Origin of the sequence: Paraburkholderia sp. BR10872 (assembly GCF_040965835.1) — a bacterium.
GTDB lineage: Bacteria > Pseudomonadota > Gammaproteobacteria > Burkholderiales > Burkholderiaceae > Paraburkholderia > Paraburkholderia nodosa_A.
On record NZ_JBFRCN010000018.1, the window covers coordinates 75,333 to 99,978 of the forward strand.

The following is a 24,646-nucleotide window of genomic DNA, read 5'->3' on the forward strand; positions in this document are numbered from 1 at the left end:
CTTAACCGCACGCACTGAGTCGCACTGTACCGGCGCCTGAATTTCACTGTTCCAGAAGAGCGTATGAAACGTTACCTGACCGCATTTTTCGTCGCCGCCTGTTTCACGGGCGTTTCGGGCGCCGCGCTCGCGCAGACCTCGCCGGACGCCATCGTCAAGGCCGCCGTGGAAGGCACCGTGAAGGCGATGCAGGCCGACCCGCAGGCCCGCGGCGGCGACATGAACAAGATCACCCAGGTGGTCGAGACCCATTTCGTTCCCGCCACCGACTTCAAACGCACCACGCGGATCGCCGTTGGCAAACCCTGGGCGACGGCCACGCCCGAACAGCAGCAGAAGCTGTATGAGCAATTTCAACTCCTGCTCGTGAAGACGTATGCCTCGTCGCTCTCGCAACTTCGCGATACCCAGGTGACCTTCAAGTTCGCACCGTCGAACACGGGTGCCGGCGCGAAAGACACCGTGGTGCAGTCGCACGTGATCAGCAACGGCGGCGACGACGCCATCGACTACCGTCTCACGCAAACACCCAACGGCTGGAAGATTTACGACATCAACATGATGGGCGCCTGGCTGATCCAGGTCTACCAGACGCAATTTGCCGACCAGATCGCCAAGGGCGGCATCGACGGCCTCATCAAGTTCCTCGTCGACCACAACGCGCGCAGCTGATCGTCGATCGGTGGTTGTACACGCATTGCGCATTGACGGGCACTCCGGGTAAGCCGGAGCGCCCGTTTCACTTTCTGCGGTGCTCCACCGCGAACTTGATCAACTCCGCCTGCCCTTCGATCTCCAGCTTGCGCTTGAGGTTGAGCCGGTGCGTTTCCACCGTGCGCACCGAAAGTCCCTCGCGCTGCGCGATCTGCTTGCTCGAGAGTCCTTGCGCGAGCGCGTCGAGAATGTCCCGCTCGCGTGGCGTGAGACGCTCGACGGGTGTGCTGCGCGCCGACGCCTGGATCATGCGCGCACTCAGGCCCGCGCTGAAATACGTACGCCCGGCCAGTACCGCCTCGATCGCGCGGATGATCTCGGTGGCCGGCGAATCCTTGAGCACGTAGCCGCTCGCGCCCGCGCGCACCGCCTCGGTTACGTATTCGACGTTGTCGTGCATCGACAGCATCAACACGCGGATGGCCGGAAAGCGCTCGTGGAAAATGCCGGCGAGCGCGATGCCGTTCACGCCGGCCATGCCCACGTCCATCAGTACGAGATCGGGTTCGAGCGACGCGGCGAGCGCGATGGCCTCATCGGCGTTGCCGGCTTCGCCCGCCACCTCGAATCCCGGCACGGCCTCGAGCCGTGCGCGCAGGCCGTCGCGCACGAGAGGATGGTCGTCAACGAGGACGAGCCGCGCGGGTTTGGCGCCCGGGCTGGTCGAATGGTTCACGTTTGCATTCGTCATCGTCATTTCGGTGTTCCTGATACAGCGGCTTTGGATGCTGCATTGGACGCAATAGGCACCCACGCGGTGACGAGCGTATGGCCGGGCTGCGAGGTGATGTCGAGGCGCCCGCCGAGCGACTCGAGGCGCTCGCGCATGTTGCGCAGGCCCAGACCCGCGCGCGGGTCGGCCAGCGCGTGCGCCACGTCGAAGCCGCGGCCGTTGTCGGCAATGCCGAGTGTCACGCCGCTCGCGGCGACCTCCAGCGTGAGCGCGGCGCGCGCCGCTTGCGCATGCCGCACGATGTTGGTGAGCGCTTCCTGAGCAATGCGAAAGAGCACGGTGTTGACGGCGTCCGGCAGCGCGGGAACTTGCGCCTTTTTGCTCGCCGGTTTCGGCGCGGTTTGCGTGAAGGCGATCTCGATGCCCGTTTGCTCGGCCATCTCGCGCGTGAGTTGCTCCAGTGCGGCGGCGAGGCCCAGGTCGTCGAGCATTGAGGGGCGCAGGGCGTGCGAGATGCTGCGCACTTCACGCAGCGTGTCGGACAGTCGTGAGAGGCCGGTGGCGAGCGACGCTTCGGCGGCGGGCACGCGCGTTTCCCCGCGCTCGAAGCGAGCCAGCGCCGACTCCAGCAGCAGCTTCACCGAAACGAGCATCTGGCTGATGCCATCGTGCAGTTCGCGCGAAAGCCGCGCCCGCTCCTGCTCCTGAGACTCGACCACCTGTTGCGCAAGGCGCTTGAGTTTGGCGTCGGTGCTGCGGTGCTCGCTCACGTTGAGCACGAGCGCACCGAGCGCGATCACGAGCACGCCCGCGAGTGCGATCGCGCCGAGCCACTGAATGGTGTGCTCGATATTCGCGGAGGCGCGCTCGTCGATGTGCGCGAGCGTCGAATCGACGTCGTCGAGATAGATGCCCGTGCCGATCATCCAGCCCCAGCGCGGCAGCGGTACGACATAGCCGAGCTTGGGCGCGAGCCTGCCCGTGGACGGCCGGTGCCACATATAGCGCACATAGCCGCCGCCGCGCTGGGCCGCGGCAATCAGTTGCTGGATCGTGAGCGCGCCCTGCGGGTCGCGCAGATTCCAGAGATCCTGCCCGACGAGCGCGGGCTCGCGCGGATGCATGAGCGAGCGACCGTGCATGTCGTAGACGAAGAAATAGCCATCAGGGCCGAAGTCCATCTTCTGCAGCACGGCTAGCGCGGCCAGCTGGCGGTCGGCTTCGCTATCGGGTGCGGGCAACGCGTCGCTGGCGTTTTCCCCGGGCGCATAGAGCGGCGCGATGGCGCTCGTGGCCAGCTCCACGTAGTGGCGCAGCTCGATTTCCTTGCTCGACATATACGCGCTCTGCATCGTCGCGTGCTGCGTTTGCGCGAGCTGCGTGGCCTGCTGGCGCACACCGATCCCGATGCCGGCAATCGCTGCGAGGAACGGCACGACGGCGAGCAGGAAGATTTTCGTCTTCAGGCGGCGGTCGGCAAAGAAAAATGGGGCGGGCATGACGGTGTTCGGAAGCTGAGTCTGCAAGCATAACCGGGCGCGCGCGGCGCAGGCGCCAAATTCACGCGCCGCGCGAGAGAGTGTCCTTGCGCGACACCCTGCGCGGCGGTCCGCGATTATCGTTGCGCGCGCAACGAATTGTTGCCTTCCCTACGTAGTTCTACGTAGCGCGCTTACGTAGTTGTCCGGTTGTGGCTGACGGTCTGAAAGCGAATACTACCGCCCACGACATGGCGTAACGCGTCATGCATGCGCCGCCATCGCCACGATGCTGTGGACGGCGCGCAAGGGTCCGGTTCCGATGCCGGACACAAAGCTAAAAACATAACGGAGACACCGCATGAGTCGGACATCCAGTTTTGTCGTCTGGACGCTGGTCGCGCTGCTTGGCGCGTTCGCGTTCGGTACCATCGCGCTCGCGCACGGCGAGCGAATCAGCGCACTGTGGATCGTGATCTGCGCCGTGTGCGTCTATCTGATCGCGTATCGCTTCTATAGCCGCTTCATCGCCACGCAGGTCCTGCAGCTCGACGGCCTGCGCATGACGCCGGCCGTGCGCCACAACGACGGGCTCGACTACGTGCCCACCAACAAGTTCGTACTGTTCGGCCATCACTTCGCGGCGATCGCGGGCGCGGGTCCGCTCGTGGGCCCGGTGCTGGCCGCGCAGATGGGCTACATGCCCGGCATGCTGTGGATTCTCGCGGGCGTGGTGTTCGCGGGCGCCGTGCAGGACTTCGTGGTGCTGTTCCTCTCCACGCGCCGCGACGGCCGCTCGCTCGGCGACCTCGTGAAGATGGAACTCGGTCCGGTGCCCGGTGTGATCGCGCTGTTCGGCACCTTCCTCATCATGATCATCATTCTCGCGGTGCTCGCGCTGATCGTGGTGAAGGCGCTCACGAACTCGCCGTGGGGCACGTTCACGGTGGCCGCGACGATTCCCATCGCGATCTTCATGGGCCTGTACGTGCGTTACATCCGTCCGGGCAAGATCGGCGAGATCTCGATCATCGGTTTCGTCCTGCTGATGGCTTCCATCGCCTTCGGCCAGCACGTGCACGATTCGCCCACGCTCGCCGCCTGGTTCACGTTCACGGGCACGCAGCTCACCTGGATCCTGATCGGCTATGGCTTCGTCGCTTCGGTGCTGCCGGTGTGGCTGCTGCTCGCGCCGCGCGACTACCTTTCGACGTTCCTCAAGATCGGCACGATTCTCGCGCTTGCGATCGGCATTCTGATCGTCGCGCCGGAACTGAAGATGCCGGCCTTCACGAAGTTCATCGACGGCACGGGCCCGGTCTGGTCGGGCAACCTGTTCCCGTTCCTCTTCATCACGATCGCGTGCGGCTCGGTGTCGGGCTTCCATGCGCTGATCTCGTCGGGCACGACGCCCAAGCTGCTCGATAACGAAACCAACGCGCGCTTCATTGGTTACGGCGCGATGCTGATGGAATCGTTCGTCGCCATCATGGCGCTCGTGGCCGCTTCGGTGATCGAGCCGGGTGTGTACTTCGCGATGAACGCGCCGCTCGCCGTGCTCGGCACGACGCCGGACGCGGTCGCGCAAACCGTGGGCCACTGGGGCTTCATGCTCACGCCGGACATGCTCACGCAAACCGCACACGCCGTGGGCGAAACCACGATCGTGGCGCGCGCAGGCGGCGCGCCGACGCTGGCCGTAGGCATGGCGCAGATCCTGCACCAGGTGGTGGGCGGCGAGGCGATGATGGCGTTCTGGTATCACTTCGCCATCCTCTTCGAGGCGCTCTTCATCCTGACCGCCGTCGACGCGGGCACGCGCGCGGGCCGCTTCATGCTGCAAGACCTGCTCGGCACGTTCCACCCGTCGCTCAAGCGCACGGAATCGCTGCCGGCCAACCTGATCGCCACGGGCTTGTGTGTGGCCGCATGGGGCTACTTCCTCTATCAAGGCGTGGTCGATCCGCTCGGCGGCATCAATACGCTGTGGCCGCTCTTCGGTATCTCGAATCAGATGCTCGCCGGTATCGCGCTCATGCTCGCCACCGTCGTGCTCTTCAAGATGAAGCGCGAGAAGTTCGCATGGGTCACGGCACTGCCCACGGTGTGGCTCCTCATCTGCACGCTCACGGCGGGCTGGCAAAAGATTTTCGACAGCAACCCGAAGGTGAGCTTCGTCGCGCACGCACAGAAGCTGTCGGCGGCGATCGCGGATGGCAAGATCGTCGCGCCCGCGAAGTCGCTTGAGCAGATGCAGCGCATGGTCTTCAACGACTACGTCGATGCCGCGCTTTCGGGCCTGTTCATCTTCGTCGTGGTGAGCATCGTCGTGTATGGCCTGATCGCGATTGCGCGTGCGCGCCGCATCGACCGTCCGACCGTGCAGGAAACGCCGTATCAGGCGATGCCGGCTGGCGGCGCGGCGGCCGTGACGAATCGCGTGCATTGAATCGACGTTATTGAACGGAGCACACCATGTTCTCGGGACTTCGCGACAACGTACAGACGGCCGGGCGCTATCTCGGCCAGGCCATGCGTTTGATGGTCGGCTTGCCGGACTACGAGGGCTACGTCGCGCATGCGCGCGAGACGCATCCCGAGCGCCCGGTCATGACCTACGAGGAGTTTTTCCGCGAGCGGCAAAATGCCCGCTATGGGTCGGGCGCGGGGAAGTGCTGCTGACTCCCGACTGAGCGGATACGTTCGGCAAGAAGCGCGACGGCGAAGGCCGTCGCGCTTTTTTTACGCCTGTAATCTTCGCGGCTCGGCGCGCGCTCAAAAAAGCCCTCAATTCCCGCAGGGTGGCTGCCGTTAACTTTGACGAAGTTCCACACCAATTCGACGCATGACGCCGCGCGCGGCGGCGCGCACGGATTCGAATCGTCGGGAATCGGCCTGCGGGCTTGCCCCGTGGGCAACACGGCATTTTCAACAATCGCACCGTAAGGTGTGCGAATCAAAGAATCTTTCATGATCTTGCATCGAATCGGCGCAGCCTGGCTGGCGGCCGCTCTCACCGCAACGGTTACGCCCGTTTGCGAAGCGCAATCCTCCACCGACTGGATTGCGAACACCTACGGCGCCAACGCGACGCACGTGGGCAATGTGGCCCGCTCGATGTGGGTCGCGCCCGAAGGCGTCATCTACACCTCGTCGATGTGGGATGAAAACGAAGGCGGCGTGGCGATCTACCAGAACGGCCAGAGTCTCGGCTCGATCGGCGGGCATGGCGACTTCCAGGGCGGCGCGATCACGGGCAACACGACTTCGCTGTTCGTCGCGATGCAGTACAACGCCACGTATGGCAGCGGCAACGTCGGGCGCTACAACCGCACGAGCGGCGCGCGCGACCTGCTGATCCCCGTGAGCGCCGATACGACCGAAAAGCTCGCCGATGTCATCACCGGACTCGCGACCTCGGGCTCGCTGCTCTACGTGAGCGATTTCCCCGGCAACCGCGTGCGCGTGTACACCACGGACGGCATCTGGCAACGCGATATCAGCGTGGCGTGCCCGGGCGCGCTCACGCTCGACGCGGGCGGCAACCTCTGGGTCGCCCAGAAGAGCGCGGGCGCGGTGCTCGAATTCAGCGCCGGCGGTCAGCTGCTGAATACCATCCAGCTGGCGTCCACGGCGCGGCCGTCGTCGCTGTATTTCGATGCGCAGACCTCACAGTTGATGATCGGCGACTCGGGTCCCGACATGAACATCAAGACCTTCAGCGTAGCGGGCACGCCTTCGCAAACCGGCACGTTCGGCGTGCTGGGCGGCTATCTCGACACGACCACGGGCGTCAAGGGCCAGGTGGGCGACAAGCGCTTTACGCGCGTGGTCGGCATCGGCAAGGATTCCGCGGGCATGCTGTACTTGCTGAACAATCCGTGGGGCGGCTCGTGGGACCTCGGCCGCAACGGCGGCACCGATCTGCAGGCTTACGACGGCACCGGCACGCTGCGCTGGAAGCTCCAGTCGCTCAACTTCGAAGGCAATGCGGCGCCGGATCCGGGCACCGACGGCGTGCTGTTCTACGGCGGCATGAATATCTATTCGGGCACGGCCGGCGGCACCTTTGTGGCCAACACGATCGACCCGATCACGTATCCGTCCGATCCGCGCATCAATCTCGCCGACGCCGGTCGCGGCGACCATTTCGCGCAGGTGGCGAGCGTGAGCGGCAAGCGCATTCTCGTGGCGGCCGGCCAGAACCCCGATACGTTCTACTTCTTCCACTTCAATGCGGCGAGCGGCTATATCGCCATTCCGGATTACACGCTGCCGGGGGCGGCGTTCAGTACGACGGCCCCGGTGCGCAACGGCTTTTGTCTCGACAGCAAGGGCGACCTGTGGGTCGGCCTCGACAAGACCAACGTCATTTCCCACTACCCGCTGACCGGCTTCGACTCGACCGGCAAGCCGACCTGGGGCGCCGCGATCACCACGCCGATTCCTGCCACGATCTCGCGGCTCACCCGCATCGCCTACCTGCCCGAAAGCGACACGATGATCCTCACGGGCGAGGACGCGAGCGTGACCGACTGGACGGCGATCGGCACGCGCGTCGAGGTGTATCACGGCTGGCTCGCCGGCAATACGAGCGCGCCGAATCCGGTGATCACGCTCACGAGCGCGAATCCCAAATCGATAGCGGCCGCCGGAAACTATCTGTTCGTGGGCTACGTGCACACCGTGCCGAACATCGATGCGTTCAACCTCACCACGGGCGCGATCGACACGACGCTCATCAACAGCAACCCGAACGCGGTGTACGTGGGCAACGACGTGGATTCGATGTACGGCCTGCGCGCGTATCTGCGCTCGACGGGTGAGTATGTCGTGACGAAGGACAACTACAACGCTTCGAGCGCGGTGGTGTACCGGTGGACGCCGGCGGCGGCGAGCACGACTACTGCGAATGCAACGGCGTCGCCGTTCAGCGCGAAGTGATAAAAAAGACAAAGGGCGCAACGGCTAAAACCGTTGCGCCCTTTTTGCGTTTCATCCGCCCTTGGCGGAAACCGCTTTAGCTAGCCGCGACCGTAACCGGCTTCTTGGTCTTGGCCGAGTTCTTGATCTCTTCGAGCTTGATCTCGACGTGACGCGAGAACACGTATTCAGCCGGACGTGCGCCTTCGAGCGGGATGTCCTTCGCAAACGCGCCCGTCGTGCGCGGGCCCGAGAGGGCGATGCGCGCGGCCTTGAGCGGATGTGCGACCGTGTCCATCACGGCGGTGGCCTCGAAGCCGCAGTGGACCATGCAGTCCGCGCACTTCTCGTACTTGCCCGTGCCGTATTTGTCCCAGTCGGTCGTTTCCATCAACTCCTTGAAGGTCTTCACGTAACCTTCGCCGACCAGATAGCACGGCTTTTGCCAGCCGAACACCGTACGCGCCGGGTTGCCCCACGGCGTGCACTGGTAGCTCTGGTTGCCGGCCAGGAAGTCGAGGAACAGGCTCGACTGGCTGAACGACCACTTCTTGCCGTTGTTGCCGCGCTTGAAGATTTCGCGGAACAGGTTCTTGGTCTTGTCGCGGTTCAGGAAGTGCTGCTGGTCCGGCGCGCGCTCATACGCATAGCCCGGCGACACCGTGATGCCGTCCACGCCGATCTCGCCGACCGTGTCGAAGAACTTCGCCACGCGCTCGGGCACGGCGTCGTTGAACAGCGTGCAGTTGATGTTCACGCGGAAGCCGCGGCGCTTGGCTTCCTTGATGGCCGCGACGGCCTTGTCGTACACGCCTTCCTGCGAGACCGAGTGATCGTGCGCTTCGCGGTCGCCGTCGAGGTGCACCGACCAGACGAAGTACGGGTTCGGCTGGTAGTCGTCCATCTTCTTTTCCATGAGCAGCGCGTTCGTGCAGAGATACACGAACTTCTTGCGCGCCATGATGCCCTTCACGATCTGCGGCATTTCCTTGTGCAGCAGCGGTTCGCCGCCTGCGATGGAAACGACCGGCGCGCCGCACTCGTCGACGGCTTCGAGGCATTCCTCCAGCGACAGGCGCTGGTTCAGGATGGGATCCGGATAGTCGATCTTGCCGCAGCCATTGCAGGCGAGATTGCAGCGGAACAGCGGCTCGAGCATGAGCGCGAGCGGGTAGCGCTTGTTGCCGCTGAAATGCTGGCGGAAGATGTACGAGCCAACGCGGACTTTTTGTAGCAGCGGAATAGACAAAGCGTGTCCTCCTTAAACTTCGCGCGCGACGAGCGGTTGCAAGAGCTTCGACGGCAACTTGAATTCGACTTTTTCTTCACGGCCCGCCATCGTCGACACCTCGACAGGCCCCAACGCGCGCAGCGCGTCAATGACGTTCTCAACCATTTCTTCAGGCGCCGATGCGCCGGCCGTGATGCCGACCGTTTGCACATTGGCGAACCACTCGGCCTTCACTTCCGAACCGTCGGCGACGAGGTAGCTCGGCACCCCCGTTTCGCTGCCGATCTCGCGCAGACGATTCGAGTTCGAGCTGTTCGTCGCACCAACGACGAGCAGAACGTCCACCTGATCCGACAGTTCGCGCACCGCTGCCTGGCGGTTCTGCGTTGCGTAGCAGATGTCGCGCGTGTCCGGACCGACGATGTCGGAGAACCGCGCGAGCAGCGCGTCGATGATGCCGCGCGTGTCGTCCACCGAAAGGGTGGTTTGCGTCACGTACGCGAGCGGTGCATCGAGCGGCAGATCGAGCTTCGAAACATCGGCTTCGCTCTGCACGAGCAGCACGGTGCCGGGAATCTGGCCGATCGTACCTTCCACTTCCGGGTGACCGGCATGGCCGATCAGGATCAGCGTGCGGCCCGCCGCGACGTACTGGCGGCCCTGTACATGAACCTTGGTGACGAGCGGGCAGGTGGCGTCGAGCACGTCGAGGTCGCGTTCCTCGGCGGCGCGTTCCACGGTCTTGGCCACACCGTGGGCGCTGAAAATCGCCACGGCGCCTTCCGGCACTTCGTCGAGCTCTTCCACGAAACGCGCGCCCTTGTTGCGCAGGTTTTCGACCACGTGACGGTTGTGGACGATTTCATGGCGCACATAGACCGGCGCGCCGTGCTTCTGCAGTGCGCGATCGACGATTTCGATAGCGCGGACAACCCCCGCGCAAAAGCCGCGGGGTTGGGCAAGGATCACTCGCATAGGGTGGCGAACTCCGACTGCCGCATAAGACGAGCAAGTCGGTAAAAATGACCTGATCGCCGGCGGCTGTCTATTATTAAAGATGCAAAAATCCGCCAAAGGAGTGACGGAGTCAAAACCAGACGCGCATTTTAACCCCTTCGCCTTTCGTTTGCTGTGTGCAGCGCGCGCAGTGCGGCGTGCACGCGACGCCGGACCCCGGTCAGCCACCCATTTTTCTCAAAAAGCCCGCCGCGTGGCGCTCCCACGGCCTGTGCAAGGCGCTTCGTGCACGCGATGCAGGAGGGGCTGTGGAACGGCCGCTGCCTCGTTGCGCGGTGCAACATACCCCGGGAACGCTTAAAATATCGCGGTCCCGCGGGTCGCCTGGATGGCGCGTCGGGATACGACCCCATTCTGGACGGCTTGATGGAACCCGACCACTACGACGATTTTCCGGTAGCGCGCGTATTGCTGCCGAAGGCGCTGCGGGCGCCTGTCGGCGTGATCTACCACGTCGCGCGCACGCTCGACGACATCGCGGACGAAGGCGACTGGAGCCCCGAGCAACGCCACACGCGTCTCGCCGATTTTCGCGAAGGCCTGAACGCGGTGGCCGAAGGCCGCCCGGCGCGCGTGCACCCCATGCTGTTCGCGAAGCTCGCGGACGTGGTGCGCGAGTGCCGCCTGCCGCTCGCGCCGTTTTACGACCTCGTCGCGGCGTTCGATCAGGATATCGACACGACGCGCTATGCCGATCGCTTCGAGCTGCTGGATTATTGCCGGCGCTCGGCGAATCCGGTCGGCCATCTGATGCTGCATCTGATTCACGCGGCGACGCCCGAGAATCTGGCCGATTCCGACGCGATCTGCACCGCCTTGCAGCTCATCACCTTCTTGCAGGACGTGAGCGCCGACTGGGCGCGCGGCCGCATTTACCTGCCGCTCGCTGACCGCGAACGCTTTGGCGTCACCGAAGCGCAGATCGCCGCGGGCAAGGTGGACGACGCCTGGCGCGCGCTGATGGCGCACGAGGTGGCGCGCGCGCGGGCGCTGATGGTGAGCGGCGCGCCGCTCGCGCTGCGCGTGCCGGGGCGCTTCGGCCTCGAGCTGTGCAGCGTCGTGCATGGCGGACTGCGCGTGCTCGAAATCATCGAGCGCGGCGGCTACGATGTGTTCCGCGCGCGGCCTGCGCTGCGCGCGCCCGACTGGGCCGTGGTGCTCCTGCGCACGGCGGCTATGTGGCTGTCGCGCCGCGTGGGTGTGCGCGCCCCTTCGATCGAGAGTAACAACGTATGACTACGACCATTCTCTTTGCCGTCTCCTGTCTCTCGCTGCTCATCTGGCTCGTGCTGCTGTTCGGGCGCGGCGGATTCTGGCGCGCGCGCCCGGCCGCGCCGCTGCCGATCGTCGAGCCCGCGGCCGGCTGGCCTGCCGCGTGTGCCGTCGTGCCGGCGCGCAACGAGGCCGACGCGATCGGCGAGGCCGTGACCTCGCTGCTCCAGCAGGACTACGGCGGCGAGTTTCACGTGATCGTGATCGACGACCACAGCACCGACGGCACCGCGGAAGCCGCGCGCGCCGCCGCGCTCGCGCTGCAGTGCCCGGAAAAGCTCAGCGTGATAACGGCCAAGCCGCTGCCGGCGGGCTGGTCGGGCAAGGTGTGGGCGCAGTCGCAGGGCATCGAGGCGGTGCGCACGCTCAAGCTGCCCGCCGACTACCTGCTCCTAACCGACGCCGACATCGGCCATCCGCCCGAAGCGCTCGCGCAGCTCGTCGTGCGCGCGCAGGCCGAAGGCCGCGACCTCGTCTCGCTGATGGTGCGGCTGCGCTGTGACTCCTTCTGGGAAAAGGCGCTGATCCCGGCGTTCGTGTTCTTCTTCGCGAAGCTCTATCCGTTCTCGTGGGTCAACAACCCGAAGAACCGCACAGCGGCCGCGGCCGGCGGCTGCATGCTGGTGCGCCGCCAGGCGCTCGAAGAGGCGGGCGGCATCGAATCGATCCGCGCCGAGCTGATCGACGACTGCAGCCTCGCCGCGCGCATCAAGCATCGGGGCGAAGGGCATCACCCGATCCGGCTCGACGTCGCCGCGAAGAGCGTATCGCTGCGCCCGTACGATTCGTGGAAGGACATCTGGAACATGATCGCGCGCACGGCGTTCACACAGCTGCACTATTCGGCGTGGCAGCTCGCGGGCACGCTGCTCGGCATGACGATCATCTATCTCGCGCCGCCCGTGGTCGCGCTCGTGCTCGGGCCGCACGGCTGGCCCGCGTGGATCGCCTGGGCGCTGATGTGCTGCGCCTACTCGCCCATGCTTGCCTACTACCGGCGTTCGCCGCTGTGGGCGCCGTTCCTGCCGCTCGTCGCGCTGTTCTACGTGGGCGCGACGTTCGCTTCGGCGTGGCGCTTCTGGCGCGGCAAGGGCGGTCAGTGGAAGGCGCGTGTGCAGGCGCCGGCGCAGGGGCGATAAAGCGCTTCGTGCGAGAAGCTGCCAATGAAAAAAGCCGTCGGTTTCGACGGCTTTTTTTCGATCCCCGCGCGCGTTAGCGCTGCGTGAGCATCATGTACATCTGCACGACGATGTCGGGCGAGAACGTGAACGGCACCCAGCCGTGGCCCGTGTGGCGCAGCACCAGCAGGCGGTCGCCGTTGGACTGTTTCTGCACGGCCATCATCGGATTCTTCGTCGACGCGAAACGCCAGCCTTGCGGAATGCCGGGCGGCGGTTCGGGCTGCATCGAGGCGCGTGCGTTCGACAGCTCCTCGATCATCTGGCCGACTTGCAGCGGGTTGAGCGTCACCGTCTGGCCGCCGATCGTCAGCGTGATCTCGTTTTGCGACGGGCGCGCCACGTGCAGTTCGGGCTGCGCAGGCGCGGCGCGGGCCGTTTCGGCAGCGGGTTCGATGGCTTCGGCAGTGTCGGTCACGGTTGCATTGGCGGCTTCAACGGGTTCTGCGGTGGCGGCCGCACCGGCAGCCTCCGCGGCCGTGTCGACGGCAACGGCGTGCGGCTGCTCAGCGACGGCTTGCTCCGCTTCGCTGCTTGCAACGGGAGTGTCCTGCTGGGGAACTGCGGCGGCGCGTTCATCGGCGCGCGGTGCGTGCGCGGCGGCGGCGGCCTGAAGGAGCTGATCGACGCCCGCTTCGAGCACGCCAATCTGGTCTTGAAGATTCATGCGAGCTTCTCAGGTAAGACCCGCGATTCTACCCGCAGCTTGCGCGCATTGCCCTTCAGGCGTTGTACGCATGTCGCAAGAAAAGTTGTAACAGTTTCCTCAGCTTGCCTCATCTGGCGTTCAGATAGCCGGCCTCGCGGAACCATGCGAGCGCATCTTTCAAGCCCTCGCGATACGGCCGCGCGCGATAACCCAGTTCGCGCTCCGCTTTCGCCGACGTGAAATACATCTTGTTCTTCGACATCTTGAGCGCATCGACAGTTACGAATGGCTCGCGCTTCGTGAAGCGCGCCACGGCTTCCGCGCCCATCGCAAGCGGATAGAGCGGCCAGCGCGGCAGCGCGATCGTGGGCGGCTTGCGGCCGACCATGCCGGCGATGTCGGTGAGCATCTGCTGCAGCGGCAAATTCTCGCCGCCGAGGATGTAGCGCTCGCCGATGCGTCCGCGCTCCAGCGCGAGGAAGTGGCCGTTCGCCACGTCGTCCACGTGCGCAAGGTTCAGGCCGGTGTCGACGAACGCGGGAATCTTGCCGGTGGCCGCTTCGACGATGATGCGGCCCGTGGGCGTGGGCTTCACGTCGCGCGGACCGATCGGCGTCGACGGATTGACGATCACCGCGGGCAGCCCGTCGCGCTCGATCATGCGCTCCACGGCGCGCTCGGACAGCACCTTGCTGCGCTTGTACACGCCAATGGCCTGCTCGGGCGTGAGCGGCGAGGTTTCGTCGGCTGAGTTGCCCGAACTCGTGACCTTGAGCGTGGCCACGCTGCTCGTGTAGACGATGCGCTCCACGCCCGCGTCGAGTGCCGCGCGCATGGTGGCTTCGGCGCCTTCGAGGTTGGCGCGCTCGATCTCGTGCGGATCGGGCGCCCACAGGCGGTAGTCGGCGGCCACGTGGAAGAGATAGCGCACGCCGTCGAGCGCACGGCGCATCGAGGCGGCGTCGCGCATGTCGCCGGTGACGACTTCGGCGTCGAGCGCTTCGAGGTTCTTGCGCGGGCTCGTCTCGCGCACCAGCAGGCGCACCGCATAGCCCTTTTCCTGCGCGATGCGGGCGACGGCCGAGCCGACGAAGCCGGACGCGCCGGTGATCAGCACGAGATCGCGGTTGGCTCGGGAGGTGTCGGTCATTGCAGGGTCGTTTCCATGTTCGGTATTGGCGCGGCGGCGTGGCACGGATTGTACGTGGCGCGGGCCCGGCGCGTGCGCGCGTTGGCGTCTACAATGCCGACCGTAAAGCCTGCATGGAGAAAGGAACAATGAGCGAACCGGATCTGGATACGCGCCTCGAAACGTACTACGTGCGCGTGCACGGGACGGTGCAGGGCGTGGGTTTTCGTCACGCGACGGTGCGCCAGGCGCACGCGCTGCGCATTCGCGGCTACGTCGCGAACATGGAGGACGGCTCGGTCGAAGCCGTGATCCAGGGCACGGCGAACCAGGTGGACCGCATGCTCTCGTGGCTGCGCCACGGGCCGCCGGCCGCGCGCGTCAGTTCGGTGGAAAGCGAGGAACGCCTGACCGAAAAACGTTACGAGCGCTTCGAGCAGCATTGAGCGTCGCCCGATAAAAAAGCGGTGCGCCAGGCATTGGCGCACCGCTTTTTCGTTTCGGACGCCGCTTACTTCACGGCCAGCAGGCTCTCCGCGAATCCCCAATCCTTTTCGACCCACTGACGCGTGCATTCGAAGCCCGCGTCGGCGGCGATCGCCGGGATTTCGTCGGCGTGATACTTGTGGCTGCTCTCGGTCCAGATCGTCTCGCCTGCGCCGATGTCGACGGTGAGATGCGCCGAGCGCACTTCGGCATGCACGTCGCGCTTCGCGCGCAGATGCATCTCGATGCTGCGCACGTCCGGATTGAAGCGCGCGACGTGCTCGAAGTCGTGCAGGTCGAAGTCGGCGTCCAGTTCGCGGTTGATGCGCGACAGCAGATTCAGGTTGAATGCGGCCGTGGCGCCGATGGCGTCGTCGTAGGCGGCGATCAGCGTATCCACGGGCTTCACGAGGTCGGTGCCGAGCAGCAGCGTGTCGCCGGGGCGCAGCATCGCGCGGATGTCACGCAGGAAACGCGTGGCCGCGAGGCGCGCGAAGTTGCCGATCGTACTGCCGAGAAAGAGCACGAGCAGTTGCTCGCCCTCTTTGCGCTGGCGGCTCACTTCGGACAGTCCGGCGAGATAATCGCGCTCGTAGCCGACGATCGAAATGCGCTCGATGTCGGCCAGTTCGCGCCGGCATAGTTGCAGCGCGGTACGCGAAATCTCGATCGGGCAGTACGACGTCGGGCGCTTGCGGCACAGCGCTTCGAGAATGCGGCGCGTCTTGCGACCGCTGCCGCTGCCGAGTTCGGCAACCTTCACGTCGGAGGGCAGCGCCTCGACGATCTCGGACGCGTAGCGCGTGAGCAGGCGCTCCTCGCTGCGCGTGACGCCGTATTCGGGCAGCACGGTGATGACCTCGAAAAGGGCCGAGCCGACTTCGTCATACAAATATTTCGACGGCAGTTCCTTTTGCGGCGAGCGCGTCAAACCGGCGCGCACTTCGGCGGCGAATGTGCTGGCGGCGGGCGAAAGGCCGAATGCACCGGCGAGGTCGGCAACGGCGGGGCGGGGCGCAGAAGATGGCATGCGGGCTCCAGGGGGCGTTGGACGTTGGGGACGGCGTCGTGAATCACGGCGGCGGGGGCTGGCGTGGCGCTCCGGGATAAGCCGGGCTGCGGCTCCAGCGGCCCCGGTGAAATCTCGCTCGTCGAAGCGAATTCCAGCCGCGAGTTCCAGCCGCGGTTTGCAGCCGGTTAAGGCGACGGCGGGCTGGCGTGGCGAGACTTACGTTCTAGTCCATCGTGGCGTGATCTGCCGGACAAAATTGCTCGCCCTGCACCAGGGCGCAAAGCGCGCACGGCGTGTGCCCGCCTTGTCCGGCGCGGGTTTGCGCCGCCTGCCGCCGCCCAAACGCGACTAGAATGCGGTCTCGCCGACGCCAACGCGCGCCCAAGCCTTATTCAATAGCCGATTCAAATGACAACGTTCTTACTCGCGCGTGCGAAAACTACGCACCGCGCCGTTTGCGATCCCGCTGTTAGCGCTTTCTGTCACCACGTGCCCCGATGAACCAGTACGAACCCGGGCGCGGCATTGCGCTTTCCGTGGGCGCTTCGGCGCTGTTCGCGCTGATGTCGGCCTATACGCTCCTGCTCGCGCCGCTCGGCGGCCTCGACATTTTCGCGTGGCGCGTGATCTGGACCGCGCCCGGTGCGCTGGCCCTGCTGGTGCTGCGCAAGCGCGCGCCGCAATTGCGCGCGCTCGTCGCGCGCATGGTGAAGGAGCCGCGCACCGCGCTCGCCCTGGTGGCGAGCGCCGCGCTGCTGGGCTCGCAGCTATGGGTGTTTCTGTGGGCGCCGCTGCACGGGCGCATGCTGGAAGTGTCGCTCGGCTATTTCCTGCTGCCGCTCATCATGGTGCTGGTGGGACGTTTTTACTATCACGAGCGCCTCGAGCCGCTGCAATGGCTCGCCGTGGCGTGTGCCGCCGTGGGCGTGGCGCACGAGCTGTGGGCGACGCACGCGTTCTCGTGGCCCACGCTGCTCGTCGCGTTCGGCTATCCGCCGTATTTCGTGCTGCGCCGCAAGATCCACGCGGATTCACTCGTCACCTTCGCCGTAGAGATGCTGCTGCTCGTGCCGGTGGCGGTGATCGAAGTGCGTGCGGGCGGCTCGCTCGCGCTGCTCGACGCGCACAAGTTCCTCGCTTTCGCGCTGCTGCCGGGGCTCGGCGTGCTCAGCACCGTTGCGCTCGCGTCGTACCTGAAGGCGAGCCGGCTGCTGCCGATGGCGCTGTTCGGCATCCTCGGCTATGTCGAGCCGGTGCTGCTCGTGATCGTTTCGGTCACGCTGCTGGGGGAGCACCTCGGCATGCGCGAACTCGGAACTTACGTGCCGATCTGGCTCGCCGTCGCGCTCACGGCGGTGCACGCGGCACGGCTCATCCGGTTCGAGCGCTGAGGACCTTGCAACGGCCGCTTACTGCCGCGCTGCCTGGGCGCGCGGCGGATTGATACGCGTAGGGCCCACCTTCGCCTCGATCGCCGCGCGCAGCTCAGGGCGCCAGCCGATGCTGAACAGCGCTTCGGCGAGCACGAAGAGCGGGCCGATCATGAGGCCGATGAGATCGTCGACGAAGGCCGGCTTGCGATGCTCCCACGCGATGTGACCGACGAACTGGAAGATCCAGCCGACCACGAACAGCCCCACGCCGCCGCCCAGCCACGCGGCGGTGCCTTGCTGCGCGAGCCAGGCGCCGAAGGCCACGCACGCGACGGAAACGACCGCCATCATGAGGCCGAGCGGCACGTCCAGTACGAGGTAGTAGATCGTCGCGGCGCCGAACAGGAGCCACGCCGGCGAGACCGGAACCGGCATCCCGAGTGCGATCACCGGACGCGACAGCAGCACCGCAAGCGCGAGCACGATGAGCGGAATGCCGACGAAATGGGTGCCGATGTTGCGCACGTCGCGGTGATAGGCCGCGTACTGGGTGAGCTGCCCGGTCAGGTTTCTCATGGGTGTCTCTCTGTCTCCAAAATCATTATGATCGTCGGGCTGACGAGCGCAAACCTTCGGCTAGCCGACAATTGCGCCGCTTTGTGACTCGCCTCGCCCCGCTTGCCCTGTCCCGATGCCCTCACGTTCCGTCCCGCCCGTCATCGCCAGTTCGCCGTCCGCCGCCGCGCTCGAGCGCAGCGCATGGTTTCGCGGCGCGCCCGCACCGTTGCGCGACGCGCTGCGCGCGGCGGGGCGCGTGCGCACGCTGCAGGCGGGCGAGCGCCTTTTCATGCGCGGCGACGCCGACGACGGTCTCTACTGCGTGCTGGAAGGCGTGGTGCGCGTGGGGGCGGCGAGCGTCGCGGGCCGCGAGGTGCTGCTCGCCGTGGTCGGGCCGGCGCACTGGTTCGGCGAGATCGCGCTTTTCGACGGCGGCGCACGTACGCACGACGCCTACGCCGAGCGCGACTCCACGCTCTTTCACGTGCCGCGCGCGGCGCTCGTGGCGCTGCTCGACGCAACGCCTGCGTACTGGCACGCGTTTGGTCTACTGCTCGCGCAAAAGCTGCGACTCGCGTTCGACGCGATCGAGGAGACCGCGCTGCTGGGCGCTTCCGCGCGCGTGGCGCGCCGGTTGCTGCTGCTCTCGAACGAGTACGGCGAGGCGGCAGGCACGCAAGGCGGGCGGCGCGCGCGCCGTGTGATCAACGTGCCGCAGGAGGATCTCGCGCTGATGCTCGCACTCTCGCGGCAAACGGTGAACCAGATCCTGCGCCAGTTCGAGCGCGAAGGGTTGCTCGCATTGCGCTACGGCGAAATCGAGATCGTCGATGCCGCGGGTCTGGCGTCTAACGCGCAATGACGCTCATGCATCGGCATCGATGCGCGTCCATATCGATGCATGTTGACGAATTGCGTCAACATCACGCGCGCGCTTGGGCTGCGTTGCAGCTGCATCGCGTTTGCGCCGACAATGACGCCCGTTCGGCGCGCCCAGCCGCGTCGCCTTTCCCTTCCACGCCAGGCCCATACCGCTTCATGAACGACCGCGTCGTCGCCGCATTCGACTTTGATGGCACCATCACCACGTCCGACAGCTTTCGCGCGTTCATGCTCGACGCCGCCGGCCCCGCCCGCTTCGCCGCCGCCGCGCTGCGCTGCCTGCCCTCGCTCATCGGCGTCCCGCTAGGCTGGTCGCCGCGCGGGCCGACCAAGGCGCGCTTCCTGTACGCCGCGATGGGAGCCGTGCGGCGCGAGGTGCTCGAAGCCGCCGCGCAGCGCTTCGTCGAGCGCCGTCTCCCCGCGCTGCTGCGCCGCGAGATGCTCGCGCGCGTGGTCGAGCACCAGGCGCTCGGCCATGAGGTCGTGCTCGTGAGCGCGTCGCCGTCGATCTATCTGCGCATGTGGGCCAGGACGGTCGGCATCGGCACCGTGCTTTCGAGCGAACTCGAATGGCGCGATGGCGTGTACACGGGCCATCTGGCGGGCAACAACTGCTGGGGTCCGGAAAAGGTCGCGCGGCTGCGAGCCTGGTGGGGGGCGAACGCGCCCGCTACGCTCTACGCGTATGGCGACAGCCGCGGCGACAAGGAAATGGCCGAGCTGGCGCAGTACGCATGGATACGCGGCGAGTCGGCGCTGCCGCCGCTCGCGGCGGCGGGCGGCTTCGGCGCGGCGTGAATGGTGCGACGCGCTGCAGCGGCGCGCGATCGACGCTAATCTACGGCAGCTAAACCAGACCGAAGAGAGGAGACAGCCCCGATGAACGGACAATGGACCCAGGTGAAGTCGCACGACGGCGGCGAATTCCGCGCCTACACGGCGCTGCCGCCCGAGGGCAGCGGCCCCGGCCTCGTGCTGCTGCAGGAGATCTTCGGCGTGAACGGCTACATGCGCGCGCTCGCCGACCGCTATGCCGAGGAAGGCTACGTCGTGATGGTGCCGGACCTGTTCTGGCGTCTGGAGCCGAACGTCGATCTTGGCTACGAAGGCGCCGACGCGCAGAAGGCGTTCTCGCTCTACGAGCGCTTCGACGTCGACCTCGCGATGCAGGACGTGGCGCAAACGCTCGCCGCGCTGCGCGCGCACCCGCAACATCGCGGCAAAGTCGGCGTGGTGGGTTTCTGCCTGGGCGGCAAGCTCGCGTACCTGAGCGCGACGCGCACCGATGTCGATTGCGCGATCGGCTATTACGCCGTGGGCCTCGAAAACGATCTGGACGAAGCCTCGCGCATCACGTGTCCGCTGATGCTGCACTTCGGCGCCGACGACGCGCACTGCGACGCCGCCACGCGCGAGCGCATCGCGCAGGCGCTGGCGGGCAAGCCTGGCGTCGAGCTGTATACGTACCCTGGCTGCGATCACGCGTTCGCTTCGTCTTCGCGCTCGACGTACGACAAGCCCGCCACGATGATGGCCTACTCGCGCACGCTCGCCATGCTGCGCCGGGTGCTCGGTCCGATCTACGACTTCAACGCGCTGTGGGAAGAGCACTGCTACCACGAGTTCGTCGCGCGCAACCCAAGCGACGTGATGCCGACCATGGTCGCGCAGCCCTACGTCAACCACATTCCGACGATGACGGGCGGCGTGGGCCACGACGAGCTCAAGCGCTTCTACACGCACCATTTCGTGCATTCGAACCCCGAGGACACGCGCCTGATCCCGATCTCGCGCACGATCGGCTCGGACCGCGTGGTGGACGAGTTCATCTTCTGCTGCACCCACGACCGCGAGATCGACTGGCTGCTGCCGGGCCTCGCGCCCACGGGCAAGTACTTCGAGGTGCCGATGCTCGCCGTGATCTGCTTTCGCGGCAACAAGCTCTATAACGAGCACATCTACTGGGATCAGGCGTCGGTGCTCGCGCAGATCGGCGCGATCGATCCCACCGGCCTGCCGATCGCGGGGGCACAGAGCGCGAAGAAGCTGCTCGACGAAACGCTGCCCTCGAACACGCTCATGGCGCGCGCCTGGAGCGAGAGCGAAGGCAAGCCGTTCTAAAGCGTGCGCTTCGCGTGGGCCTGATCAGTTGAACGGATTGTCGACGACCCCGGGCTTCCGGTCCGGCTCGTCGGCAACCTTCGCGGGCAGGTGCGGATCGGCCTGCAGTGTCTTCACGACGTCGTCGAGCGCCGCCTTCAGCGCCAGCGCAGCGGCGAGCCCGCGCTTGTCGCGCGTGAGTTCGAGCGTGCCGGCGAGTGTCACGCGCGTCGTGCCGTTCGTGAGCGTGAGCGCGTCGCCTTGCACGTTGAGCACGTCGTTGTCGTTTGCATATGCGTCGAACACCTTGTGATCCTCCTTATGCGTAATGGGGGGCGCGCCTACCGGCCCCATTTGCTCACGGCAAAGCCGCGGCCATTGAACGAAACTTTTTCCTTCGCCGCGACATTCGCCGGAATTCCGGGGAATGAAATGCCGCTCTGCGCTTCGAGATCGCGCACCGAGCGCACGTCGTAACGATCGACAGCCGTATTGTCCGCGACGATCGCGAACGCGAGCTGCTGCGAAGGCACGTACACGACCTTGAAGATCTGCGTCGGCACGAGCACGCGCGTCGCGCCGATCGTCTGGAGCTGTGCGCCAGTGAACAGCGGACCGGTCACGACATAGGCTTCGCCATACTTCGACGCGAGCTTGCGCACGGCGCTTTCGATATGGGCCCAAAGGCGCTGGTTGTTGTCGCGATTCTGCGGAACGATATTGGCGAGTGAAAACGATTCCGCCATCGCCTGTGCATTCCAGCGGTTGCCTGCGGGGCTCATGTGGCCGCGGTCGAAGCCGCTGCGCTTGTAGTCGGCGAGCGTCGCGCCTTCGCCTTCGGGCAGGCGGTCGTCCTCGAAGAAGCGGTTCGTGCGCGTCATGTCCTTCGCGGCTTCGAGGTGGTCGCGCGTGAGATGCTCGGCGGACCACAACGGCCCGTGCGTGACGCCCGAATGCAGCACGGCAAAATCCGAATAGCAGAGCATGCGCGTTTTCGGCGCCATGCGCTGATTCGTGAGCGTTGGGAACTGGCCGTCGGGCACGAATTGCGAACAGGCCGGTGCGGCTATTGCATGACTCGCGGCGGCGAGCAGCAGGGAGGCAACAAGCGAGGCAAACAGCTTCTTCATCGAAAGGACAGGCTGGACTGGGGTAGGATCAAGCGGGCTGAAAGTATAGCGGGCGCATGACGCGCGTGGAGGCGGGAGAAAAAATGCGGGCGCAAAAAAACGCGCGCCCGCTCAAGGGCGGGCGCAAGCGAGAGGTGACGCACAAACAGCTGCAATGAGCGCGGCAGCGTTGCGTTGCTGCGCGAGGAGCGAGGCGGCAAATGATGCCGCCTGCATTCAATCGGTCAGATCATCAACAACGACTCAGCCTGCAAAAAGCGAATGCTCGGCGCGGACCATCTGACGGTCCACAGCCTGGAGTCGCCATTGGCCCTCCATCGGCGAGTGCGAGGTTTCGCACGACCATGTCGCGTCGCCGTGTGCTGAACTGATTTCCTGGCGGCGGTTTACATGCAGGCCGCGTAACGTGCACAGCGGCTCGTTTTCGAGCGGTGCGCACAGCGACGTGACACCATTCACGTCGCGCAATTCACCCCATTCTGGCAGGTCGATCCCTTCGTGAGACTCGCGGGACCAGCGTTGCTGGTCGGTATCGAGCCAGAGCACTGCATAGTCGTGATTGACGGTCGGATCGGAACCGTTGATCAAGATTGTAAGTCGCATGGCATCTCCGCAAAATTGATCGGGCGCGTCGGCAATTTCCAAGTCTAGGACGACTCCGCGCGCGCGCAAAGTGAAGAGTGCAGGACAGTTCGTCGCGCGCACGGCGCGTGCCTGAACCCTCCCCCTTTCCGCGCATTTCGGCTCGCGTAAACCCCGCTACGCTATCGCTGGGATTGAAATTCACAATTGGGAACGCAAACGCCACAACCTAGATTAATAGTGCGGCGAAGTCGCCCACGCATGCTGCATTGCACGAGGCGAATGGCGTCGCGTCCCCACATTTCAGGTCGAACGATGGAGGCACAGATGGCACAGCTAAAGGGCTCGAAGACGGAACAGAACCTCAAGGATGCATTTGCCGGCGAATCACAGGCCAACCGCCGTTATCTGTATTTCGCAGCCAAGGCCGACGTAGAAGGACAAAACGATGTCGCGGCGCTGTTTCGCTCGACCGCTGAAGGCGAAACCGGCCACGCGCACGGCCACCTCGAATATCTGGAAGCGGTAGGCGACCCGGCCACCGGGCTGCCGTTCGGCACCTCGCGTCTGAATCTGCAGGCGGCCATTGCGGGCGAAACGCACGAATACACCGACATGTACCCCGGCATGGCCAAGGTCGCGCGCGACGAAGGCTTCGACGAAATCGCGAACTGGTTCGAGACACTGGCCAAGGCGGAGCGCAGCCACGCCAACCGCTATACGAAGGCGCTGGACGTGCTGGCGGACTGAGGCGCATTGGGCATCGCCGCGTGCCTGACGGCACGCGCCCATGACGCGCGCGCTTTTGTTTCGCGTGCCGGGCAAGCACCGGCGCGCGTTCGCGCGCGCCCACCTAGCCGTGTATTGGGCTGATAAATAAAAGAAGGAGACGTCATGCCCCACAAGGAAGGCAGTCTCGAAGCGCCAACCCGCCATCCGCTCGACTGGCGCTCCGACGCTTTTTACGACCAGGGCCAGCTCGATACGGAACTCGCGCGCGTGTTCGATATCTGTGCGGGCTGCCGGCGCTGTGTGTCGCTATGCGGCGCGTTTCCCACGCTGTTCGATCTCGTCGATGAAACCGATAGCGGCGAAGCGCACGACGTCGACAAGGCGTCGTTCGACAAGGTCGTCGACCAGTGTTACCTGTGCGATCTCTGCTACATGACGAAGTGCCCCTACGTGCCGCCGCATCCGTGGAACGTGGACTTTCCCCATCTGATGCTGCGTGCCAAGGCCGTTCATTACCGCAAGGGCGAAGTGAAGCTGCGCGATCGCGTGCTCTCGAATACCGACGCGCTCGGCCAGATCGCCGGCATTCCCGTCGTGACGCAAACGGTCAACGCGATCAATCACACGAAAGCGATGCGCGGCGCGATGGAAGAGATGCTGGGCGTCGATCGCAAGGCGTGGCTGCCCGATTTCGCTACACACAAGTTTCGTAACGTTGCTAAACGCGCGGGCTCGAGCGACGTGCGCGACGGCGAGCGCACGCCGGGCAAGGTCGCCATTTACGCGACGTGTTACGTGAACTTCAACGAGCCCGGCATCGGCCACGATCTGCTCGCGGTGCTCGACCACAACGAGATTCCCTACGAGCTAGTGAAGAGCGAATGGTGCTGCGGCATGCCGCTGCTGGAGCAGGGCAATCTGGAGGGCGTGGCGCACAAGCAGGCGCAGAACATGCCGATGCTCGCGCGTTACGCGCGCGAAGGTTATGCGCTGATCGGCGCGGTGCCGAGTTGCGTCCTCATGTACAAGCATGAGCTGCCGCTGATGTTCCCCGACGATGCCAACACGAAAGCCGTGAGCGACGCGTTCTGGGACCCGTTCGAGTATCTCGTGGCGCGTCATCGCGACGGCCTGCTCAAGACCGATTTCCGTGCGCCGCTTGGCAACGTGTCGTATCACGTGCCGTGTCATGCGCGCGTGCAGAACATCGGCCGCAAGACGTTCGATCTGCTTTCGCTCGTGCCCGAAACAAAAGTGACCGTAGTCGAGCGCTGTTCGGGCCACGCGGGCACGTTCGGCGTGAAGAAGGAATTCCACGCCATGTCGATGAAGATCGGCACGCCCGTGTTCAAGCAGATGGGGCAGGCCGAACCGAATTTCATCTCGTCCGATTGCCAGCTTGCGGGGCATCACATTGCGCAGGGCATCGAAGAGAACCAGCTAGGCGAGCCGCCGCTCGCTCACCCCATTAGCTTGCTGCGCCGCGCCTATGGCATCTAGGCCCCGACGCCAACCCGCAACATTCAC

General features: G+C 65.3%; 25 protein-coding genes. 13 read left to right on the forward strand and 12 right to left on the reverse strand.

All coding sequences use genetic code 11. The features are described 5' to 3' along the window. The first annotated feature begins 63 nt into the window (after positions 1-63). Positions 64-672: a phospholipid-binding protein MlaC gene (locus AB4Y43_RS16300; protein WP_069261562.1), complete on the forward strand. Its 609-nt coding sequence runs from the start codon at positions 64-66 to the stop codon at positions 670-672. A 67-nt stretch (positions 673-739) separates the two neighbouring features. Here AB4Y43_RS16300 and AB4Y43_RS16305 read toward each other — a convergent pair whose 3' ends face one another. Continuing rightward, complete coding sequence (locus AB4Y43_RS16305; protein WP_069261870.1) at positions 740-1,405, reverse strand: response regulator transcription factor; 666 nt, start codon at positions 1,403-1,405, stop codon at positions 740-742. Between the two features lie 2 nt (positions 1,406-1,407). Then, a complete protein-coding gene (locus AB4Y43_RS16310; RefSeq protein WP_368728230.1) occupies positions 1,408-2,886 on the reverse strand; it encodes a cache domain-containing protein in 1,479 nt (492 codons plus the stop codon). Between the two features lie 340 nt (positions 2,887-3,226). Between AB4Y43_RS16310 and AB4Y43_RS16315 the strand changes: the two genes are divergently transcribed. Both AB4Y43_RS16315 and AB4Y43_RS16320 read left to right on the forward strand, forming a co-directional pair. Next, positions 3,227-5,314: a carbon starvation CstA family protein gene (locus AB4Y43_RS16315; protein WP_368728231.1), complete on the forward strand. Its 2,088-nt coding sequence runs from the start codon at positions 3,227-3,229 to the stop codon at positions 5,312-5,314. 26 nt (positions 5,315-5,340) lie between these two features. Beyond that, the gene (locus AB4Y43_RS16320; RefSeq protein ID WP_069261565.1) at positions 5,341-5,547 is read left to right on the forward strand and encodes a YbdD/YjiX family protein; all 207 of its coding nucleotides are present in this window, start codon (positions 5,341-5,343) and stop codon (positions 5,545-5,547) included. Here AB4Y43_RS16320 and AB4Y43_RS16325 read toward each other — a convergent pair. Beyond that, the gene (locus tag AB4Y43_RS16325; protein ID WP_368728232.1) at positions 5,517-5,837 is read right to left on the reverse strand and encodes a hypothetical protein; all 321 of its coding nucleotides are present in this window, start codon (positions 5,835-5,837) and stop codon (positions 5,517-5,519) included. The genes AB4Y43_RS16320 and AB4Y43_RS16325 overlap by 31 nt on opposite strands. Here AB4Y43_RS16325 and AB4Y43_RS16330 point away from each other — a divergent pair. After that, positions 5,836-7,809 carry an SMP-30/gluconolactonase/LRE family protein gene (locus tag AB4Y43_RS16330; RefSeq protein ID WP_368728233.1) on the forward strand — a complete coding sequence of 658 codons (1,974 nt, stop codon included), beginning with the start codon at positions 5,836-5,838 and terminating at the stop codon, positions 7,807-7,809. The genes AB4Y43_RS16325 and AB4Y43_RS16330 overlap by 2 nt on opposite strands. Positions 7,810-7,885: 76 nt before the next feature. Here AB4Y43_RS16330 and hpnH read toward each other — a convergent pair whose 3' ends face one another. Then, a complete protein-coding gene (gene hpnH, locus AB4Y43_RS16335) occupies positions 7,886-9,037 on the reverse strand; it encodes an adenosyl-hopene transferase HpnH (RefSeq protein ID WP_028202781.1) in 1,152 nt (383 codons plus the stop codon). A 12-nt stretch (positions 9,038-9,049) separates the two neighbouring features. After that, positions 9,050-9,994: a 4-hydroxy-3-methylbut-2-enyl diphosphate reductase gene (gene ispH, locus AB4Y43_RS16340; RefSeq protein ID WP_028202780.1), complete on the reverse strand. Its 945-nt coding sequence runs from the start codon at positions 9,992-9,994 to the stop codon at positions 9,050-9,052. Between the two features lie 408 nt (positions 9,995-10,402). On the opposite strand from ispH, the gene hpnC reads away from it, so the two are divergent. Continuing rightward, the gene (hpnC, locus tag AB4Y43_RS16345) at positions 10,403-11,272 is read left to right on the forward strand and encodes a squalene synthase HpnC (protein ID WP_368728234.1); all 870 of its coding nucleotides are present in this window, start codon (positions 10,403-10,405) and stop codon (positions 11,270-11,272) included. Next, positions 11,269-12,447, forward strand: coding sequence for a glycosyltransferase (locus AB4Y43_RS16350; RefSeq protein WP_069261568.1), 1,179 nt, complete (start codon positions 11,269-11,271; stop codon positions 12,445-12,447). Before hpnC ends, AB4Y43_RS16350 begins: the two co-directional genes overlap by 4 nt. 73 nt (positions 12,448-12,520) lie before the next feature. Here the strand turns inward: AB4Y43_RS16350 and AB4Y43_RS16355 are convergent, their stop codons facing one another. Together AB4Y43_RS16355 and hpnA are read right to left on the reverse strand one after the other, a co-directional pair. Continuing rightward, positions 12,521-13,153: a hypothetical protein gene (locus AB4Y43_RS16355; RefSeq protein WP_368728235.1), complete on the reverse strand. Its 633-nt coding sequence runs from the start codon at positions 13,151-13,153 to the stop codon at positions 12,521-12,523. Positions 13,154-13,262: 109 nt separating this feature from the next. Continuing rightward, positions 13,263-14,285 carry a hopanoid-associated sugar epimerase gene (gene hpnA / locus AB4Y43_RS16360; protein ID WP_069261570.1) on the reverse strand — a complete coding sequence of 341 codons (1,023 nt, stop codon included), beginning with the start codon at positions 14,283-14,285 and terminating at the stop codon, positions 13,263-13,265. Positions 14,286-14,413: 128 nt separating this feature from the next. Between hpnA and AB4Y43_RS16365 the strand changes: the two genes are divergently transcribed. Then, positions 14,414-14,710 (forward strand): acylphosphatase, encoded by a 297-nt coding sequence (locus AB4Y43_RS16365; protein ID WP_069261571.1) that lies wholly within the window; start codon positions 14,414-14,416, stop codon positions 14,708-14,710. A gap of 65 nt (positions 14,711-14,775) precedes the next feature. Here the strand turns inward: AB4Y43_RS16365 and egtD are convergent, their stop codons facing one another. Further along, entirely contained in the window at positions 14,776-15,780 is a 1,005-nt protein-coding gene (egtD, locus tag AB4Y43_RS16370; protein ID WP_368728236.1) for an L-histidine N(alpha)-methyltransferase, read from the reverse strand. Between the two features lie 479 nt (positions 15,781-16,259). On the opposite strand from egtD, the gene rarD reads away from it, so the two are divergent. After that, positions 16,260-17,153, forward strand: a complete 894-nt coding sequence (gene rarD, locus AB4Y43_RS16375; protein ID WP_368728237.1) for an EamA family transporter RarD — start codon at positions 16,260-16,262, stop codon at positions 17,151-17,153. A gap of 18 nt (positions 17,154-17,171) precedes the next feature. Here rarD and AB4Y43_RS16380 read toward each other — a convergent pair whose 3' ends face one another. After that, complete coding sequence (locus tag AB4Y43_RS16380) at positions 17,172-17,711, reverse strand: DUF962 domain-containing protein (RefSeq protein WP_069261574.1); 540 nt, start codon at positions 17,709-17,711, stop codon at positions 17,172-17,174. A gap of 115 nt (positions 17,712-17,826) precedes the next feature. Here AB4Y43_RS16380 and AB4Y43_RS16385 point away from each other — a divergent pair, with 115 nt between their 5' ends. The 3 genes from AB4Y43_RS16385 to AB4Y43_RS16395 all read left to right on the forward strand — a co-directional run bounded on the left by AB4Y43_RS16385 (position 17,827) and on the right by AB4Y43_RS16395 (position 20,696). After that, positions 17,827-18,555 (forward strand): Crp/Fnr family transcriptional regulator, encoded by a 729-nt coding sequence (locus tag AB4Y43_RS16385; protein WP_368728238.1) that lies wholly within the window; start codon positions 17,827-17,829, stop codon positions 18,553-18,555. A gap of 176 nt (positions 18,556-18,731) precedes the next feature. Further along, on the forward strand, positions 18,732-19,373 hold the full coding sequence (locus AB4Y43_RS16390) for an HAD-IB family hydrolase (protein ID WP_368728239.1): 642 nt from the start codon (positions 18,732-18,734) through the stop codon (positions 19,371-19,373). Positions 19,374-19,454: 81 nt separating this feature from the next. Further along, the gene (locus AB4Y43_RS16395; protein ID WP_069261577.1) at positions 19,455-20,696 is read left to right on the forward strand and encodes a dienelactone hydrolase family protein; all 1,242 of its coding nucleotides are present in this window, start codon (positions 19,455-19,457) and stop codon (positions 20,694-20,696) included. Between the two features lie 24 nt (positions 20,697-20,720). Here AB4Y43_RS16395 and AB4Y43_RS16400 read toward each other — a convergent pair whose 3' ends face one another. The 3 genes from AB4Y43_RS16400 to AB4Y43_RS16410 all read right to left on the reverse strand — a co-directional run bounded on the left by AB4Y43_RS16400 (position 20,721) and on the right by AB4Y43_RS16410 (position 22,408). After that, positions 20,721-20,981: a hypothetical protein gene (locus tag AB4Y43_RS16400; protein WP_069261578.1), complete on the reverse strand. Its 261-nt coding sequence runs from the start codon at positions 20,979-20,981 to the stop codon at positions 20,721-20,723. A 35-nt stretch (positions 20,982-21,016) separates the two neighbouring features. Next, the gene (locus AB4Y43_RS16405) at positions 21,017-21,805 is read right to left on the reverse strand and encodes a DNA/RNA non-specific endonuclease (RefSeq protein WP_368728240.1); all 789 of its coding nucleotides are present in this window, start codon (positions 21,803-21,805) and stop codon (positions 21,017-21,019) included. Positions 21,806-22,048: 243 nt separating this feature from the next. Further along, positions 22,049-22,408: a DUF3564 domain-containing protein gene (locus tag AB4Y43_RS16410; protein WP_042268533.1), complete on the reverse strand. Its 360-nt coding sequence runs from the start codon at positions 22,406-22,408 to the stop codon at positions 22,049-22,051. Positions 22,409-22,714: 306 nt separating this feature from the next. Between AB4Y43_RS16410 and AB4Y43_RS16415 the strand changes: the two genes are divergently transcribed. After that, the gene (locus AB4Y43_RS16415; RefSeq protein WP_069261580.1) at positions 22,715-23,137 is read left to right on the forward strand and encodes a rubrerythrin family protein; all 423 of its coding nucleotides are present in this window, start codon (positions 22,715-22,717) and stop codon (positions 23,135-23,137) included. A 144-nt stretch (positions 23,138-23,281) separates the two neighbouring features. Further along, positions 23,282-24,619, forward strand: coding sequence for a heterodisulfide reductase-related iron-sulfur binding cluster (locus AB4Y43_RS16420; RefSeq protein ID WP_368728241.1), 1,338 nt, complete (start codon positions 23,282-23,284; stop codon positions 24,617-24,619). The last annotated feature ends 27 nt before the right edge of the window (positions 24,620-24,646 follow it).